Origin of the sequence: Sporosarcina highlanderae (genome assembly GCF_030433715.1) — a bacterium.
In the GTDB taxonomy this organism is placed as follows: domain Bacteria; phylum Bacillota; class Bacilli; order Bacillales_A; family Planococcaceae; genus Sporosarcina; species Sporosarcina highlanderae.
Map to the genome: position 1 here is coordinate 93,233 of NZ_JAROCC010000005.1, position 16,726 is coordinate 109,958.

Here is a 16,726-nt window from a genome sequence, read left to right on the forward strand (position 1 = left end):
AAAGCCTTATGTCTCAGTCATAAGTCCTTCTACATTGGTGGTAAAGAACCTTTTACTCTATTAATTTCTACAAATTATCGATAAGTATAAAACCCACATTACTCATATCCACAACAAAGGCCGGACTAAACCGGCCCTAATTGCTGTTTATCAAAATTATTTCAGAGATTCAGAAACTACGATTTCACCATCAGCGATTTTTTTAGCATATTCGTCAATTTTCTTCAGAACATCTTCAGGAATCGCGCCACGGGAATCTGCAAGGGCTATTCCATCATCATGAAGGCCGTAAACTTTTGTTTCCCCGCCAGGGAATTTACCATCCTTAGCAAGTGCAGAAATGTCTTGAACAGCTACGTCAACACGTTTAAGCATTGAAGTCAATGTAACGTTGACATCACCAACTTGACCTTCGTCGTATTGGTCAGAGTCAACACCAATTACCCATACATTTGCATTTTTATCAGCTTGTTTACGTTCCTTCGCTTCAGAGAATACACCGTTACCTGTTCCACCAGCTGCGTGGAAGATAATGTCAACGCCTGAAGAATACATACGAGCCGCTTCAGCTTTACCAAGTTCAGCTTTGTCGAATGCTCCAGTGTATTTAACGTCTACTTTAATTTTAGGGTTTACTGCTGCAACACCCTCAACAAATCCAGCTTCAAAACGATTGATAACTGGGATATCCACACCGCCGACAAAACCGATTTTATCGGATTTTGTCATTAAAGCAGCAGCAACACCCGCAAGGAATGCACCTTCTTGCTCTTTAAACAGGATGCTTGCAACGTTCGGCTCATCAACAACACCGTCAATAATTGCAAATTGTTTGTCAGTTTGTTGACTTGCGATTGTTCCAATTGCGTCTTCCATCATGAAACCAACACCGAAAACCAGGTTGAAATCGCGACGAACGAGAGCATTTAGGTTAGTTGTATAGTCAGCTTCACCTTTTGATTGAAGGTATGCATAACCATCTCCTTCAGCTAATCCATTGTCTTTCCCGAACTTTTGGATCCCTTCCCAAGCCGATTGGTTGAAGGATTTATCGTCAACACCGCCGACATCCGTAACCATCGCTACTGAAAAGTCCGATTCATTCCCACCTTTTGATGATGTAGAATCTTTTTTGTCTTTGTCCGTACCACATGCACCAAGTAATGTACCTGCTGCTAGAACCAATGATAATGCAAGTCCGTATTTACGTTTGCTCACTGATTGGACCTCCCTGTTTTTTATTTTGGTATAAAAATATTGACGTATGAACGTCTATTAAAAGACACTTGGAATGCGAGCAACCGCTTACAGAAAAACCACAGGTGAGCATTCTCACCTGCAATTGAATGAAGGATTGCCTGACAATTTTCCAATTGACCTTATACCCTTTTTCGAACTACATGAAAGCTGAATTTATCGGCCCTAAAATAATTTTTGGAGTATAGGACCATTTCGCCTTCTTCACTATAATGGTACTGAATTAAAACAAGCAATGGAATGTCCACCCCACACCGTAGAATCGATGAGGCTTCATCATCATATCCGACAGGTTCGATATTCGCTATAGCTTGGGAGATTTTAATCTTACCTGATTTTTCGAGTGAATCGAAAATCGATTCATTCAATAAGTCTTCTGCGCCAGCATTTAAATTCTTGGATAGGACGTTATCAATACAGTATACAACTGGATCTCCATCTGCTGTTCGAACCCTCTTAATTGTAACAAGACTATCTTCCGTTCCGCAATCAAATTTTCCCACCATCTCATCATTTGGAGGATTCTCCTGAACCTCCATAAATATGGTGCCTGGTTCCATTCCTGCCTCACGAATCATTGAGGAGACGCTTGTTAGTTGTTCAATACCAGACGAAAATAATGGGCGCGGGTTGACGAATGTTCCTACTCCATGTTTACGAATAATCACTTTTTCTTCTTCAAGGACACGCAAGGCTTCCCTTAGTGTAGCCCTGCTGACACCTAAGTTCCTGGCAAGCTCAAATTCCGAGGGGAATTTCTCATTTTCTTTGAAGATTCCGGAGGCGATATCATCTTTTAAACGTTCAATCACTTGTACGTATAAATGCCTATGATCCGTCTTAACCAACATACTCATCCCCCCTTTATGAGGTTAGACCTCAGACGTGTTACATCTTACCTAATCATTCATACTATATCATCTTCATCCTACAAAATAAACAGTAGATTTTATAAAAAACAAGATTTCTATATAGGAAATTAATACAAATTCAATTCGGTATTCATAAAAATCATTAATGAACATCCATTTCACTTCGAGAGACGAGCACTTGTCTTGGCTTACTTCCTTCCGGAGGACCTACGACCCCCCGCATTTCCATTTGGTCCACAATTCGGGCTGCTCTTGAATATCCTACTCGGAATCGACGTTGCAACATAGAGACAGATGCAGTCTGCATCTCAAGGACCAATTGAACGGCATCGTCATATAATTCATCTGTTTCCTCGTGAGGTTGTACTTCCTCTATATCCGTCGGTATCATTTCTTCCTGGTATTGTGCCTTTTGTTGTTCGATGACAAAATCTACAATACTTTCGACCTCCTGATCGGATACGAAAGCTCCTTGAATTCGAACCGGTTTTGATGCACCTGCCGGTAAGAATAACATATCTCCCCGACCTAAAAGTTTCTCGGCACCAGAACCATCTAAAATTGTCCTTGAGTCCACTGCGGATGACACAGCAAAAGCAATTCGCGAAGGAATATTCGCCTTAATAATCCCCGTAATGACATCTACACTAGGGCGTTGAGTTGCGATGATTAAATGGATTCCTGCCGCCCTTGCCATTTGAGCAAGACGAGTAATAGAATCCTCGACATCACTTGAAGCAACCATCATTAGATCAGCAAGCTCATCAACGATGACAACGATATATGGCATTTTCGGGTGCTTCTCCCCATTTTCTTCATTCCATTTTTCAATATGCTCGTTATATCCTTCTATATTTCGGGTTCCTGTATGAGAAAACAACTCGTATCGACGTTCCATTTCAGACACGACCTTCTTTAGAGCTTGGGAAGCTTTCCGAGGATCGGTAACAACAGGCGCCAATAAATGGGGAACGCCATTGTATACATTCAATTCAACCATCTTAGGGTCGATCATCATCATTTTAACTTCATGTGGCTTAGCACGCATAAGAATACTAACAATGATGCCGTTTATGCAAACACTTTTTCCGCTACCAGTCGATCCGGCGACAAGGACATGAGGCATTTTATTCAACTCAGCCATCATCGCTTGTCCGGTTACATCCCGACCAAGTGCAATCATCAATTTAGAATCAGGGCGATTATTTTCCTTTGCCTCAATCACTTCCCGCAAACTAACAATAGCGACCGAACTATTTGGAACTTCTATCCCGACAGCCGATTTCCCTGGAATCGGTGCTTCGATTCGAATATCACTTGCTGCAAGGGCAAGAGCAATATCATCTGATAGACTAACGATTCTACTTACTTTCACACCTGTGTCCGGTAGCACTTCATACTTTGTTACTGCAGGGCCTAAATGGACTTGTTCAACTGTTGCTTTCACACCGAAACTTAAAAACGTTTTCTCTAGCTTTTCGGCATTGGCTTGGATGGAAACAAACTCAGCAGATTGGTCATTTGAAGGCGTCTGGCGTAGTAATGAAGGCGGCGGAAGATTATATGAAACATTCTCCTCCTCACCCGCAACACCAGAATACGTGTCCATCTGATTTTGATCAGGGCTACTCGTTTCTTCCCTTTTCTGCTCTATAGGTCTTTCCATCTCCGCCACAGCGGCTTGTTCATCGTGGGTTGACTTATTTACATTTTCCATGAAATTAGAAATAATCGGTTTAGAGATAATTTCTACCTGTTCACCCACATCAGGTGTAAATTCTTGCTCATTATCAATATCAGCTTGTTTCCCTTTTTTGGAACGGGACATTCTTGATGGTATAGGTGAATCTTGTTTTTCTTTTGGTTTTTTTTCTTTCTTTCTGTTCTTTTCGTCCCTTTCGAATTTCGACTTAAAGGATTCTGCTATTTTTGGATACATTTCCAATATATACGGAACAAATGCTTTTCCGGTTAATAGAATAATACCGACCAATAATAGAAGTACCCCTGCAACAGTCGCGCCGGAGGAATCGAATAATGTATGGAATAAAGCAAAAAGGATGGCACCTGTTATTCCCCCACCGAGCGCCCCACTTCTGGAAGTTATTCCTCCATTAGTTACAAGGACTTTCCATGTCTCTTTCAAAGCCGAATTTGTCATAAGTACTTTGCTTTCATATAGTTCTTTGAATAAATGGATATGGCTAAAGAGTAATAAACTTGCAAGTATGAACAGACTACCCCCGACAATACGATTTTTCCATCCTACTGTTTTACGATTGATCATGAACAGAAGTGCTTGTACGATCAATAAAAATGGGACAGCTCCATGCCAATTACCAAACAGCAGTCTCGCAAATGAGGACAGACCCCTCCCTACCATTCCAAATTCAAAAATAATAATAATAGCGAAGCCAATCATTGTTAAACCTGAAACTTCATACACTAATGGATTTAAGCCATCTTTCTTTTTCCGTGAAGCACTGGTCCTTTTTCTTTTCTTCGATTTTTTGGACATGTTTTCTCCTCCTTTCACAAAAAGGATTTCCCGCCGTCCGGTCGGCATGGAAATCCTTTTTTGTTTTTAGTTGAATTAGTATTCCATAATAATTGGGATGATCATTGGTCTTCTTTTTGTTTGTTGGAACAAATACGAACTCAACGTATCACGGATCTCTTGTTTTATGTTTGTCCATTCGAATGTATCTTTATTCACATACTTTTCGACAATCTTATGAACGAGCTTTCTGGACTCTTCCAACAGCTCCTCTGATTCACGGACATAAACAAAGCCCCGTGACACAATTTCAGGACCTGCAGCTATTTTTTTCTGTCTACGGCTTAGTGTAATTACTACTGTAAATATCCCATCTTGTGACAGTAGCTTTCTGTCTCTTAAGACAATATTGCCGACATCACCGACTCCAATACCGTCGATAAGAATGTTTCCAGCCTGTACCCGGCCACTCATCCTCATTTTATCATTTTTATATTCAACGATATCTCCCTTATCCGCAATAAAGATCTGAGATTTCTGCAAACCTACCTGCTGGGCAAGCTTGGAGTGGGCAATCAGCATCTTGTATTCACCTTGGATTGGGATGAAATATTTAGGTTGCATTAGATTCAGCATAAACTTCAAATCCTCTTGACTTCCATGTCCGGACACGTGAACGTTTCGAGATGCAGTTAGGACATTCGCCCCCGCTTTCGACAATTCATTTGCCATCTTAAACATGGAAACTTCCATGCCTGGAGAAGGAGTAAAAGTGATTAGGACTGTGTCAGTCTCTTTGATCTTTATGTCCTTATGATATTTTCGCACGATTTTTTCAAGCGCATCGAGTGGCTCGCCTTTATTTCCAGTTACGATAATAACGATTTGGTCATCAGAATATTTTCCAATATCCTTCACCGAAATGACCATATCTTCGTCTATTTGTAAATAGCCTAAGCGCATTCCCACCTCGAAATAGCTTTCCAGACTTTTACCAACAACTGCGACTTTTTTTCCGGTTTCAAGTGCTTTATCAAATACTTGTTGAATTCGTATGAAATTGGATGCATAAAGCGCAACAAGGATTCGCCCCTCTGCCCCATGGAACGTTGTAGATAGCCTCTCTTCAATAACCAGCTCTGAAGTTGTATACCCCGGGCGTTCCGCTTCATTGGAGTCAGACATGAGTATGAACACACCTTCTTCTCCAAGAGCAGCCATTTTCGCAATGTCCGGACGGTATTTACCTTTAGCTGACTGGTCGAATTTAAATTCTCCTGTGTGTACAATTGCCCCTTCGCTTGTATGGAATACGATACCAAGGGAGTCGGGAATACTATGGGTAGTATGGAAGAACGTCACATACGTCCGTTTAAAATTCATACGGCTTTTGTTTGTGACCTCGAAAAACTTCACACCCGCAGGCGCTGGCATATCTTTCAAATGCTCTTTTGCAAGTGCCAAAGTCAGTTTCGACCCATATACAGGCGCCTGCACTTTTTGGAGAAGATAAGCGATGGAGCCGATTGCATCCTCATGACCGTGAGTCAGGAAGATCCCTTTAACCCTCTCCTTATTCTCCTCTATATATGTCAAATCAGGAATGACAATATCAATTCCTAGCATTTCCCCCTCCGGGAACATAAGCCCCGAATCCACTATGAATAGCTCATCATCTATTTCAATGACGTACATTGCTTTTCCAATTTCCCCAACTCCTCCGAGGGGGATTACTTTTATTACTTCATTTTTTACTTTTGTCACATTATTTCCTCCTATACTTGTTTATAAAAGACCGATGTTAGATGATCGTCCGTCTATGTATGCCTTTTAAGGGATTAGTGATTTGATATTCAATAAATACTTGCACTCTTTTATCCCGAATAACATTATCCATCAAACTTATCATATATGTTGATTACCCGTCCAGAACGACTATGTTTCATTATACGTGAGAATGCCCTTACTACACAAACAAAAAAAGCCGGGTGTGTATCCGGCTTTATATTATAGAGAAATTTTATTTTTGAATTCATTCCAAATGGCATCGAACGCCACGGACTCCTTACCGAATTCCGTTAATGGCATTCTTACTCCTCCTGTGTCGATTCCTATTTTTCTTAGGGCATATTTGATAGGAACAGGATTTGGAGCGGAGAAGATAGCGTGGAATAACGGAAGCAGTGCACGATGCAATTCCGCAGCCTTTAGAGTGTCACCCATTTTGTATGCATTCATCATCTGTTGCATTTCTAAACCGACGACGTGTGATGCGACCGAAATGACACCGTCTCCGCCTACTGATAATACAGGTAAAGTTAGAGCATCGTCACCACTGTAAACCTTGAATCCAATATCCGTGCCCGAAATGATTGATGAAATCTGATCCAGGCTTCCGCTTGCTTCTTTTACAGCACGGATATTCTTGATTTTCGACAATTCAATTACTGTTTCCGCCTGCATATTGACAGCGGACCTTCCAGGGATATTATAAAGCATGATGGGAAGACTCGTTTCATTCGCAATATGAGAAAAGTGTGCGACAATCCCTTTCTGATCAGGCTTATTGTAATAAGGGGTGACGAGCATAATACCGTCCGCCCCGAGTGATTCTGCCTGTCTCGTCAACTTGACGGTTTCCGCAGTATTGAAAGTTCCAGTACCTGCAATGACCGGAATTCTTTTATTTACGATTTCAATTGTATATTTAAATAGGTTTGATTTTTCTTCATGATTGAGAGTAGGAGACTCCCCTGTTGTACCACATACAATCAGGGAATCTGTCCCAGTTGCTATGAGATGTTCAATTAGCGTCTCCGTTAAGTCATAATCGATGTATCCTGTTTCGGAAAAAGGTGTGACCATTGCCGTTCCTATATATCCAAGATCCATACAGATCATTCCTTTTCGTAGTTAAATCTTGATGCAAATTCTTACTTAACCAATTCCTCAGCAATTTGAATTGAATTCAAAGCCGCTCCTTTAAGTAGATTGTCCGCTACAATCCATAGATGGAATCCGTTTGGATGATTTGGGTCTTTACGAATTCGACCAACAAAAACCTCGTCTTTTCCTTCTGAATATAAAGGCATCGGATAGACTTGTGTTGATGGGTCATCTTGCAAGACAACACCGGATGCATTCTTTATCGCTGATCGGATTTCTTCGATTGTTGCATTCATATCAGTTTCAATATAGACGGACTCTGAATGTCCTGTTACAACAGGTAATCTGACACAAGTTGCTGAAACCGCCAATTCTTGATCCCCGAATATCTTTTTAGTTTCGTTCATCATTTTAAGTTCTTCCAATGTATAGCCTGAATCATCAAATAAATCGATTTGAGGAATTGCATTGAAAGCAATCGGGTAATGACGGTCTGCAGAAGCTGAAGGAAGTAGTTCAGCCTTAATGTTCGACCGCCCTTCGAATTGGTTGCTTTGTTGCTGGAGTTCATCTATTGCTTCTGCTCCCGCGCCAGATACAGCCTGGTACGTCGATACGATAATCCGACTAATTCCAAACTTTTCCTTCACGGGTTGAAGTGCTGCAACCATTTGGATCGTTGAACAATTTGGATTTGCGATGATCCCTTTATGTTCTTTCAAAGCAAGTGGATTGACTTCAGGAACAACTAATGGCACTTTTTCATCCATCCTGAATGCACTTGTGTTATCTATGACAACGGCCCCTCTTTTTACGGCCTCATATGCTAATTTCTGGGAGATGGATCCACCAGCGCTAAAGAAGGCGATATCGATACCTTCAAAAGATTCGGGGACAGTTTCTTCTACGATGTATGTTTGCCCACCAACGGAAATTTCTGTTCCCGCAGAACGTTTTGAAGCAAGCATTTTAATGGTTTTTGCCGGAAACTTGCGCTCTATAAGCTTTTCAAGTATTTTCGAACCGACCGCTCCAGTTGCCCCGACAATTGCCACATTTAAGTTTTCATTCTTCATCATTTCTGTCTCCCTTTCATTGCAATTGATAAATTCTCTTGAATAAATATACAAGAGATCATTGGTGAAATTATATCATATACTTTACTATTCTGCTTTGTATTATTTTTCATGAATGATCAAGAGAGGTTGAAGTTGCTTATGCTCTAGAGCTGCCGCCGCTGCTGGTACCATCTTTGTGAAGTCAGAGATAAGGGAGTTCGGTTTTTTGAATGGGTCATCCTGTCCGAATGGGATGAAAAACACATTTTTCATATTTAGAAGTTTCATAACGTTTTGTCCGTTCAAACCTAAAGCGTCGTTCGTTGAAATACCTAATAGAACCGGGCTGCCATTACGTAATGTTGCTTTTGCGGCCATTAAGACAGGAGAATCTGTTGCGGCATTCGCAAATTTACTTATGGAATTTCCAGTCATCGGAGCGATGATCATAATATCTACCGGAGAAGTCGGGCCAAACGGCTCAGCACCTACAATTGTAGAGATTACTTTTTCGCCTGTTGCCTCTTCAATTCTTTTTATCCACTCTTCCCCTGTACCGAACCTCGTAGCTGCTGTCAAAACTGAATGGGTAATCACCGGAACAACAGTGGCCCCATTTTCCTGCAATTCACTTATCATTGGTAGAATTTGGTCATACGTGCAATGTGATGCCGTTATACCAAGGCCAATCCTTTTACCTTGTAGCATCTATTTTCCCCTTTCATCTACTATTCATCCTCAGTAATGCATCAGCAAGTGCTTTTGCTGCATCCGCCGGAAAATGCTTACCGGGTAATCCGAGGTGTATTGTATAGTATTCAACAGGGTCATTGTCCTTTAGGCAGCCCGGTGCTGAAGCCAAGTCAAAAATGCGAATTTCGGCATTTTCGCTTGGCTTTAACCATTTGGCTGGAATCGTATTAATGAAGTTCCCTTTCAAATTCACTTCATCAGATTTTAAAGGGATTGTCTTATAGCCCATTGCAGCCGCTTCGCCTAATTGGTCATGAGAACGGGCCAATATTGTAACGGATCCCCCAAGAGAAGAAAGTACATCTGCTGTCATCTTGGCCACTTTTCCAAAGCCTGCAATATAAAAGTGCTCGCCGGATATTCGGCGTTTTGTGGAAGAATAGTATTCGATTAAAAACCCTTCCGCTGTTAATCTTGCATTCTCCCAAACGAACTCAACTTCTTTTAAATAGGGCTTAGTTGTAATCCCGGCATCAACGAGAGGACTTAACCAACTTTCAGAAGCCACCCCGGGATAAAGGATTGCGCCCTTTTCGATTTTTTCCACGGGAATGGAACCTTCCATTTGAAGAATTGGAAAGACAATATGGGTCGGTGCGAAACTTACAAGCGTACTTGATAATTCCTCTGAATATGCATTTGCGTTATAATGATGAGTTTCGGCACCTAATTCTCTCATAATTCGACAACATTCGGATAATCGTTTATCCGTTCCGATGAACAACCATTTTCCGTCAATTATCGTCAATGTCAAAGTCCCCCATACTGTGTGTTTTACCAAAAAGGATACGATGTTCGCCTATTAACACAATTTCACTCCATGGAATAAATTCAGATGTTTCCTGTTCCCGATTTCTAAATGGGAAACGCCCAAATTTTTTCTTCACTTCAAACCCGATTATTTCACCAGTTTTTCGATTGAAAATTAAATCCGTATCCGCTAAAAACCCATAACGGATTCCTTCCTCAACCTGGATAAGCTCTTTTTGCGCCATTTCAGATAGCAGCATATCCTTCCCCCTTTTAACAGTCCTTTTCCATCATATGATTCAAAGTGGCAAAGCTGCACTTTTTGGTGCGATAATGGAAATGGCTCGATCATCTGTGAACGTTTCATACGCCATTTGATTGACGTCAGTTAACCTAACGTTGTCAATCAAGCTAACTACTTCATCTATTGTTTTATGTTCATTAAGGACCAATTCATTTTTACCGTTCCTGTGCATCCTGGATTCCGTACTTTCAAGACCAAGCAAAAAGCTCCCTATTAATTGTTCTTTCGCATTCGATAGCTCCAATTCAGTAACACCATCAGATTTTATCTGTCCTGTGATTCTATCCATTGTGGCTACCATTTTCTCCAATTGTTCGGGACTCGTTCCACCATAAATAACGAATGAACCGACCATCGTATAAGATGAATAATAGGAGAAGACTGAATAAGCAAGCCCCTGTTCTTCACGGATATCCTGGAACAAACGCGATGACATTGTGCCGCCAACAATACTGTCAAGGAGGATTAAATCATGAAGTCTCTTATCTTTAAGGACCAATCCAGGATAACCGATACATATATGTGCTTGTTCAATATCTTTATGTTTTATTGTAAACCCACTTTTATAAACGGGTTGCTCTTCCACCGTAAAGTTAGTCACTTCTTCATTTCCTTTAAACACCCCAAATTGATGCTCAATGAAATCGATTAACTTTTCATCATAATTGCCCGCAATCGATATGACAATATTTTCGGGAACATAAAGACGGGACATATAATCGCCAATCATTTCCCGATTGAATTTGTTTAAAGTTTCTTTTATCCCACCGATGGATCGACCGATTGGATGGTCAGGGTACATGATGGACCAAAGCCTTTCATCGACATCGTCATCAGGTGTATCTTCAACAGATGCAATTTCATCCAAAATAACGGACTTTTCTTTTCGAATATCAGCTTCATCAAAAAGTGAATGGAAGAACATATCCGCAAGAATCGCTATCGCTTTCTCAGCATGATAATCAAGAACCGTAGTATAAAAACAGGTCATCTCTTTTGATGTATAGGCATTTATATCTCCCCCAATACGATCAAATTGCTCTGCTATTGCTTTTGCACTTCGGTTGGTTGTTCCTTTGAAAAGCATATGTTCAATGAAATGGGATAGCCCCCACTCAGCTTTAGTCTCATCTAAAGAGCCAGCTTTAATCCATATGCCAATCGCTACAGAACGGCTGTATGGCATCTTCTCATGAACAATTCTTACACCGTTCCCACATATTATTTTTTTCATATAAATGATTCCCCCGTTTTTTAGTCGCCGAATATCTTTCAAATTAGAATGAACAAAAAGCCTCCATCTTCACGTATCGTAAAAGAGGGGCTTTCTATTTTGTCGTTCAAATTTAATTGTAGGTTTATTCGTTCTTTTCTTTTTCAGCAGCTTCTTTTTGCTCTTTAAGGACAATCTTTCTTGACAGGTTTACGCGGCCTTGGTTGTCAATTTCGATAACCTTCACAAGAAGTTCATCGCCCATTTTCAACACATCCTCAACAGCCTTCGTGCGTTCTTCCTGGATTTCAGAAATATGGAGGAGACCATCTTTACCTTGGAAAATCTCAAGGAATGCGCCAAACTTCTCAATCCTTTTCACTTTCCCCAAATAATACTCTCCAACTTTTGCCTCGCGGACAATATTTTCAATCATTGTTTTCGCTTTTTCATTCATATCGGAATCAGGGGATGAAATGTAGATTGTTCCATCTTGTTCAGTATCAATCTTAACATTTGTTTCTTCGATGATCTTATTGATCACTTTCCCGCCTGGTCCAATTACATCACGAATTTTATCAGGATTAATGCGGATCATGATAATTTTCGGTGCATATCTCGATAGTTCAACGCGTGGTGTTGAGATTGTCTCTAACATATGATTGAGGATTTTCATCCGACCTATCTTAGCCTGAGCCAATGATTCCTCTAAAATTTGTCGGGATAGCCCTTCGATTTTGATATCCATTTGCAATGCTGTAATTCCCTTTTCAGTACCTGCAACTTTAAAGTCCATATCGCCTAAATGGTCTTCCATACCTTGAATGTCAGAGAGGATGGAATAGTTGTCCCCTTTTTTCACAAGACCCATTGCAATTCCAGCAACAGGAGCCTTAATCGGGATACCTGCATCCATCATAGCCATTGTTGACGCACAGATAGAAGCTTGTGAGGAAGATCCATTAGATTCAAGTACTTCTGCAACGAGGCGGATTGTATATGGGAATTCCTTTTCGTCCGGAATGATTGCTTCAAGAGCACGTTCTCCTAACGCTCCGTGACCGATTTCGCGACGTCCAGGCGCACGAATAGGACCCGTTTCCCCTACGCTGAAATTCGGGAAATTGTAATGGTGCATAAAGCGTTTCGATTCCTCAAGTCCAAGGCCATCGATGATCTGAACTTCACCAAGGGCACCAAGTGTACAAACGCTTAAAGCTTGAGTTTGTCCACGTGTAAACAATCCGGAACCATGTGTACGTTGTAAAATGCCGACTTCTGACGAAAGCGGACGGATTTCATCCAATCCACGGCCATCCGGACGGACCTTTTCATCTGTGATGAGTCTACGCACTTCCTCTTTCACAAGGTGATCCAATATACTCTTGACTTGTTTAAGGGTTACTTCGTCCGCCTCTTCTGTTGTATAGTGTTCCATCACTTCGTTTTTCACTGCATTGATTGCATCCTCACGGGCATGCTTCTCTTCCGTTTGGATTGCGTTAATTAGATCAGCTTCACATTTGTTCTTCACTTCAGCAAGTAAAACTTCGTCAAGCTCGAACAAAGTGATTTCCATTTTTTCCTTACCGACTTCCGCTACAATCTTCTCTTGGAATTCGATAAGCTTAATGATCTGCTCGTGACCGAACATAATTGCTTCAAGGATTATATCTTCTGCAACTTCTTTGGCACCAGCTTCAACCATATTGATGGCGTCCTTAGTTCCCGCCACCACAAGATCCAAATCACTGATTTCCTGTTGTTCCGGAGTCGGGTTAATGATGAATTCACCGTTGATACGTCCGATTTGAACACCAGCAATTGGACCTTCAAACGGGATATCGGAAATGGATAGCGCAAGGGATGAACCGAGCATAGCTGCCATTTCAGATGAGCAATTCTGGTCGACTGACATGACTAGCGAAATGACTTGTACATCATTTCGGAAACCATCCGCAAATAATGGGCGGATTGGTCGGTCAATTAGACGGCTCGTTAATACTGCTTTCTCTGACGGACGTCCTTCACGTTTAATAAACCCACCAGGGATTTTACCGACTGCGTACAATCTTTCCTCGTAGTTTACAGTCAATGGAAAGAAATCAAGTGCTTTGGGATTTTTCGAAGCTGTAGCTGTTGATAACACTGTTGTGTCACCGTATCTAACAAGTACTGCACCATTTGCCTGTTTAGCAAGCTGCCCAGTTTCAACGGTCAGTTGTCTCCCAGCCCAATCAAATGTGTAAACTTTTTTCTGTTCTGTCATTATGGTACTCCTCTCTAATTCAAGCATGGACATCATACGTAGTATTAAGTATGTATTAAATAGTAGTGTATCAAAAAAGACGGACATATGCGAAAAATATCACTATAAAATTGATACAATAAAAAAAAGCGGGCGAGGCCCGCTTTTCGTATACATCTTATTAACGGCGAAGGCCGAGTTTAGCAATAAGATCACGGTAACGTTGAACATCAGTTTCGCGCAAGAACTTAAGAAGTCTTTTACGAGTACCGACCATTTTCATCAAACCACGACGTGAGTGGTGGTCTTTTTTGTGAGTTTGTAAATGGTTGTTCAAGTTGTTGATCTCTTCAGTAAGGATAGCGATCTGTACGTCTGCAGATCCAGTATCGTTTTCGTGAATTTTAAATTCGTTGATCAATTCATGTTTACGCTCTTGTGTAATAGCCATCCTTTTCACCTCCTAATAGATTAATGTTAAAGATATCCCCGAATCCCGAGCAATCGTTGGTGATTCGAAATGCCAAGGAAAGGTTTGTGCTGTTGCACTGATTTATCATAACATATGTGGAAATGGGATACAACAAATATATCCCACCTGCCTATTTAATAACCATTAAGAATTTCTTTCGCGGTTTCTTTGTCCTTGCTGATTTGCTCGACTAATTCGTCGACTGAGCCGAATTTCTTTTCCGCACGGATTCTTGCTATCCAGTCGATGGCGACTTTTTTTCCGTACAGATCTCCATTAAAGTCAAGGAGGTGGACTTCGACGCTTGGTTTACTGACGGACGGGTCGTGGAAGGTTGGTTTGACGCCTATGTTGCATACGCCATCGTATGATTGGTCCGATAATAGGAATTTGACCGCGTATACACCATTGGCTGGAATTATCGACTCATCGTCATGTTGAACATTAGCGGTTGGAAATCCAAGTAGTCTTCCCCTTTTCTCTCCATCGACGACGGTTCCAACTGTTCTAAAAGGTCTCTCTAACAATGATGCTGTCTTTTCGACATCACCTTCCGAAAGAAGCTTACGTATTAATGTTGAAGAGACCTTTTCATCTATGTCTGTTACTTTTCCAACGACTGTTGTGCCATACTCTCCATTCGACAGTGTATCCATTTGTTCCATTGTTCCAGAACCTTTGGAACCGAATGTGAAATCGAATCCGGCTGATACGTGTTTTACTCCTAAGCCTTTAATAAAGATTTCAATAAATTGCTCGGGTGAGAGTGAAGCAAGTGACCAATCGAATTTCACGATGAACAGAACATCTATTCCTATCTCTTCAATTAGTCTGGATTTTTCAGGGTATTGGGTGATATAGCCGACTTTGTTTTTGCCATCACTGAAAAGATGTGATGGATGAGGATCAAAAGTCATGACTGCAGATTTGATACCAAGGCGGTCCCCATTTTTCAATGCCTCTCCTATTACTGCTTGGTGTCCTTTATGCAATCCATCAAAAAAACCGATAGCAAGCGAAAAAGGACCTTTTTCATCGATTGTAATATGTTGTGGATATTGCAAATGATAGATTTCCATGTATTTCTCCCCTACCTGTTAAATGGAAACATTTTCTCAGGTTTCATTAATCCTTTTTTTTCTGGATGGTTACAGTAAACGGCAACAGCTTTTAAATCTTTTGTGAAAACGACTCTTTCCTGGCATTCAAGTGAAGGATGCTTGGGTAAAACTTGTCCGTTAATTATTTTATCATATAATTCGTCATCCAGTTCTTCAAATGTGAATTCTGTTAGTGCATCTTCCAGAGGCCTCACATACGAACTAAGATTTCCGTTATCTTTCAATTCCTGAACTTTCCCGAGTGTCAAGCAATCTTGCTGACGAAACTTACCTGAAGAGGTTCGGACTAACGAAGCCATATGTGCTGGATAGCCGAGGATTTCGCCGATTTGAACGGATAAAGTTCTGATATATGTACCTTTTCCACAACGGACACGAATGTTAAATTGGATTTCTTCCCCTTCAAATAGTTCACGGTCATCCAATAATTCAATTTCATGAATATGAACTTTTCGAATAGGTCGTTCAACTTCAATCCCTTTCCTAGCATACTCGTACAGCCTTTTTCCATTTACCTTTACAGCAGAATACATTGGAGGAATCTGAATAATTTCTCCGGTCAATTTTGAATGGGCTTGAAGAATTTGTTCTCTCGTTAAAATTTTGATTGAATCGTCTACTTGAACAACTTCCCCATCCGCATCTTCCGTTTCCGTTGCACGCCCTATTGAAACTGTTGCAACATACTCTTTACCGGAATCGGTTACATACTCTGCCACCTTTGTCGCTTGACCAAGGCAAATAGGCAGAACACCTTCCACACTTGGATCTAATGTACCTGTATGTCCTACCCTTTTCATGCCCAATATTTTTCTTAGCTTGAACACGCAATCATGCGAAGTCATCCCTTTTTCTTTCCATAAAGGAAGAATTCCATCCATGTATATCCTCCTAAAAAAGAAAGAAGCCGGAAAGTCCTTTTGGACACCGACTTCCTCCGTTTTGTTAATCTTCTTCTTTGTTAACTTGGCGTAATAATGATTCAATACGATTTCCGTATTCAACTGAATCATCAAAAGCAAATTCTATCTCAGGTGTTTTTCGAAGCCTGATCCGTTGGCCAATTTCCGTACGGATAAACCCTTTAGCTTTTGTCAAGCCCGCAAGAGTTGCTTCTTTTTCCGAATCTTTTCCTAATACTGAAATGAAAATGGTAGCTTGCTGAAGATCTCCCGTCACTTCAACGTCAGTTACTGTGACAAAGCCAATACGGGGATCCTTCAATTTTTGGCCAATGATACCGCCTAATTCCTTTTTCATCTGTTCAGCGACACGATTCGCACGCATAGACATGG

15 protein-coding genes are annotated in these 16,726 nt (G+C 41.0%); all 15 read right to left on the bottom strand.

Going from position 1 to position 16,726, the window contains the following annotated elements; genetic code table 11:
• Window positions 1-156: 156 nt before the first annotated feature.
• The 15 genes from P5G49_RS07905 to rbfA all read right to left on the bottom strand — a co-directional run bounded on the left by P5G49_RS07905 (window position 157) and on the right by rbfA (window position 16,724).
• Window positions 157-1,218, bottom strand: a complete 1,062-nt coding sequence (locus P5G49_RS07905) for a BMP family lipoprotein (RefSeq protein WP_301242953.1) — start codon at window positions 1,216-1,218, stop codon at window positions 157-159.
• 161 nt (window positions 1,219-1,379) lie between these two features.
• On the bottom strand, window positions 1,380-2,108 hold the full coding sequence (locus P5G49_RS07910; protein ID WP_301242954.1) for a GntR family transcriptional regulator: 729 nt from the start codon (window positions 2,106-2,108) through the stop codon (window positions 1,380-1,382).
• 163 nt (window positions 2,109-2,271) lie between these two features.
• Window positions 2,272-4,647, bottom strand: a complete 2,376-nt coding sequence (locus P5G49_RS07915; RefSeq protein WP_301242955.1) for a DNA translocase FtsK — start codon at window positions 4,645-4,647, stop codon at window positions 2,272-2,274.
• Between the two features lie 75 nt (window positions 4,648-4,722).
• Window positions 4,723-6,390, bottom strand: coding sequence for a ribonuclease J (locus P5G49_RS07920; protein WP_301242956.1), 1,668 nt, complete (start codon window positions 6,388-6,390; stop codon window positions 4,723-4,725).
• A gap of 243 nt (window positions 6,391-6,633) precedes the next feature.
• Window positions 6,634-7,518 carry a 4-hydroxy-tetrahydrodipicolinate synthase gene (dapA, locus tag P5G49_RS07925; RefSeq protein ID WP_301242957.1) on the bottom strand — a complete coding sequence of 295 codons (885 nt, stop codon included), beginning with the start codon at window positions 7,516-7,518 and terminating at the stop codon, window positions 6,634-6,636.
• A gap of 41 nt (window positions 7,519-7,559) precedes the next feature.
• Complete coding sequence (locus P5G49_RS07930; RefSeq protein WP_435877198.1) at window positions 7,560-8,591, bottom strand: aspartate-semialdehyde dehydrogenase; 1,032 nt, start codon at window positions 8,589-8,591, stop codon at window positions 7,560-7,562.
• Window positions 8,592-8,690: 99 nt separating this feature from the next.
• The gene (locus tag P5G49_RS07935; RefSeq protein ID WP_301242959.1) at window positions 8,691-9,278 is read right to left on the bottom strand and encodes a dipicolinate synthase subunit B; all 588 of its coding nucleotides are present in this window, start codon (window positions 9,276-9,278) and stop codon (window positions 8,691-8,693) included.
• 13 nt (window positions 9,279-9,291) lie between these two features.
• Window positions 9,292-10,071: a hypothetical protein gene (locus tag P5G49_RS07940; protein ID WP_301242960.1), complete on the bottom strand. Its 780-nt coding sequence runs from the start codon at window positions 10,069-10,071 to the stop codon at window positions 9,292-9,294.
• Window positions 10,058-10,333, bottom strand: coding sequence for a YlmC/YmxH family sporulation protein (locus P5G49_RS07945; RefSeq protein ID WP_301242961.1), 276 nt, complete (start codon window positions 10,331-10,333; stop codon window positions 10,058-10,060). Before P5G49_RS07945 ends, P5G49_RS07940 begins: the two co-directional genes overlap by 14 nt.
• A 39-nt stretch (window positions 10,334-10,372) precedes the next feature.
• A complete protein-coding gene (locus P5G49_RS07950) occupies window positions 10,373-11,611 on the bottom strand; it encodes a M16 family metallopeptidase (RefSeq protein WP_301242962.1) in 1,239 nt (412 codons plus the stop codon).
• A gap of 124 nt (window positions 11,612-11,735) precedes the next feature.
• A complete protein-coding gene (gene pnp, locus P5G49_RS07955) occupies window positions 11,736-13,859 on the bottom strand; it encodes a polyribonucleotide nucleotidyltransferase (RefSeq protein WP_301242963.1) in 2,124 nt (707 codons plus the stop codon).
• Between the two features lie 160 nt (window positions 13,860-14,019).
• Window positions 14,020-14,289, bottom strand: coding sequence for a 30S ribosomal protein S15 (gene rpsO / locus P5G49_RS07960; protein WP_301242964.1), 270 nt, complete (start codon window positions 14,287-14,289; stop codon window positions 14,020-14,022).
• Between the two features lie 155 nt (window positions 14,290-14,444).
• Window positions 14,445-15,389 (bottom strand): bifunctional riboflavin kinase/FAD synthetase, encoded by a 945-nt coding sequence (locus tag P5G49_RS07965; RefSeq protein WP_301242965.1) that lies wholly within the window; start codon window positions 15,387-15,389, stop codon window positions 14,445-14,447.
• An 11-nt stretch (window positions 15,390-15,400) separates the two neighbouring features.
• A complete protein-coding gene (gene truB / locus P5G49_RS07970) occupies window positions 15,401-16,312 on the bottom strand; it encodes a tRNA pseudouridine(55) synthase TruB (protein ID WP_301242966.1) in 912 nt (303 codons plus the stop codon).
• Window positions 16,313-16,376: 64 nt separating this feature from the next.
• Window positions 16,377-16,724 (bottom strand): 30S ribosome-binding factor RbfA, encoded by a 348-nt coding sequence (gene rbfA, locus P5G49_RS07975; RefSeq protein ID WP_301242967.1) that lies wholly within the window; start codon window positions 16,722-16,724, stop codon window positions 16,377-16,379.
• Between the last annotated feature and the right edge of the window lie 2 nt (window positions 16,725-16,726).

Bases quoted from the DNA above. Each gene is read 5' to 3' on its own strand.
- P5G49_RS07910 (WP_301242954.1), bottom strand. From the start codon at position 2,108: ATGTTGGTTAAGACGGATCATAGGCATTTATACGTACAAGTGATTGAA.
- P5G49_RS07915 (WP_301242955.1), bottom strand. From the start codon at position 4,647: ATGTCCAAAAAATCGAAGAAAAGAAAAAGGACCAGTGCTTCACGGAAA.
- dapA (WP_301242957.1), bottom strand. From the start codon at position 7,518: ATGGATCTTGGATATATAGGAACGGCAATGGTCACACCTTTTTCCGAA.
- P5G49_RS07930 (WP_435877198.1), bottom strand. From the start codon at position 8,591: ATGATGAAGAATGAAAACTTAAATGTGGCAATTGTCGGGGCAACTGGA.
- P5G49_RS07935 (WP_301242959.1), bottom strand. From the start codon at position 9,278: ATGCTACAAGGTAAAAGGATTGGCCTTGGTATAACGGCATCACATTGC.
- P5G49_RS07945 (WP_301242961.1), bottom strand. From the start codon at position 10,333: ATGCTGCTATCTGAAATGGCGCAAAAAGAGCTTATCCAGGTTGAGGAA.
- P5G49_RS07950 (WP_301242962.1), bottom strand. From the start codon at position 11,611: ATGAAAAAAATAATATGTGGGAACGGTGTAAGAATTGTTCATGAGAAG.
- pnp (WP_301242963.1), bottom strand. From the start codon at position 13,859: ATGACAGAACAGAAAAAAGTTTACACATTTGATTGGGCTGGGAGACAA.
- rpsO (WP_301242964.1), bottom strand. From the start codon at position 14,289: ATGGCTATTACACAAGAGCGTAAACATGAATTGATCAACGAATTTAAA.
- P5G49_RS07965 (WP_301242965.1), bottom strand. From the start codon at position 15,389: ATGGAAATCTATCATTTGCAATATCCACAACATATTACAATCGATGAA.
- truB (WP_301242966.1), bottom strand. From the start codon at position 16,312: ATGGATGGAATTCTTCCTTTATGGAAAGAAAAAGGGATGACTTCGCAT.
- rbfA (WP_301242967.1), bottom strand. From the start codon at position 16,724: ATGTCTATGCGTGCGAATCGTGTCGCTGAACAGATGAAAAAGGAATTA.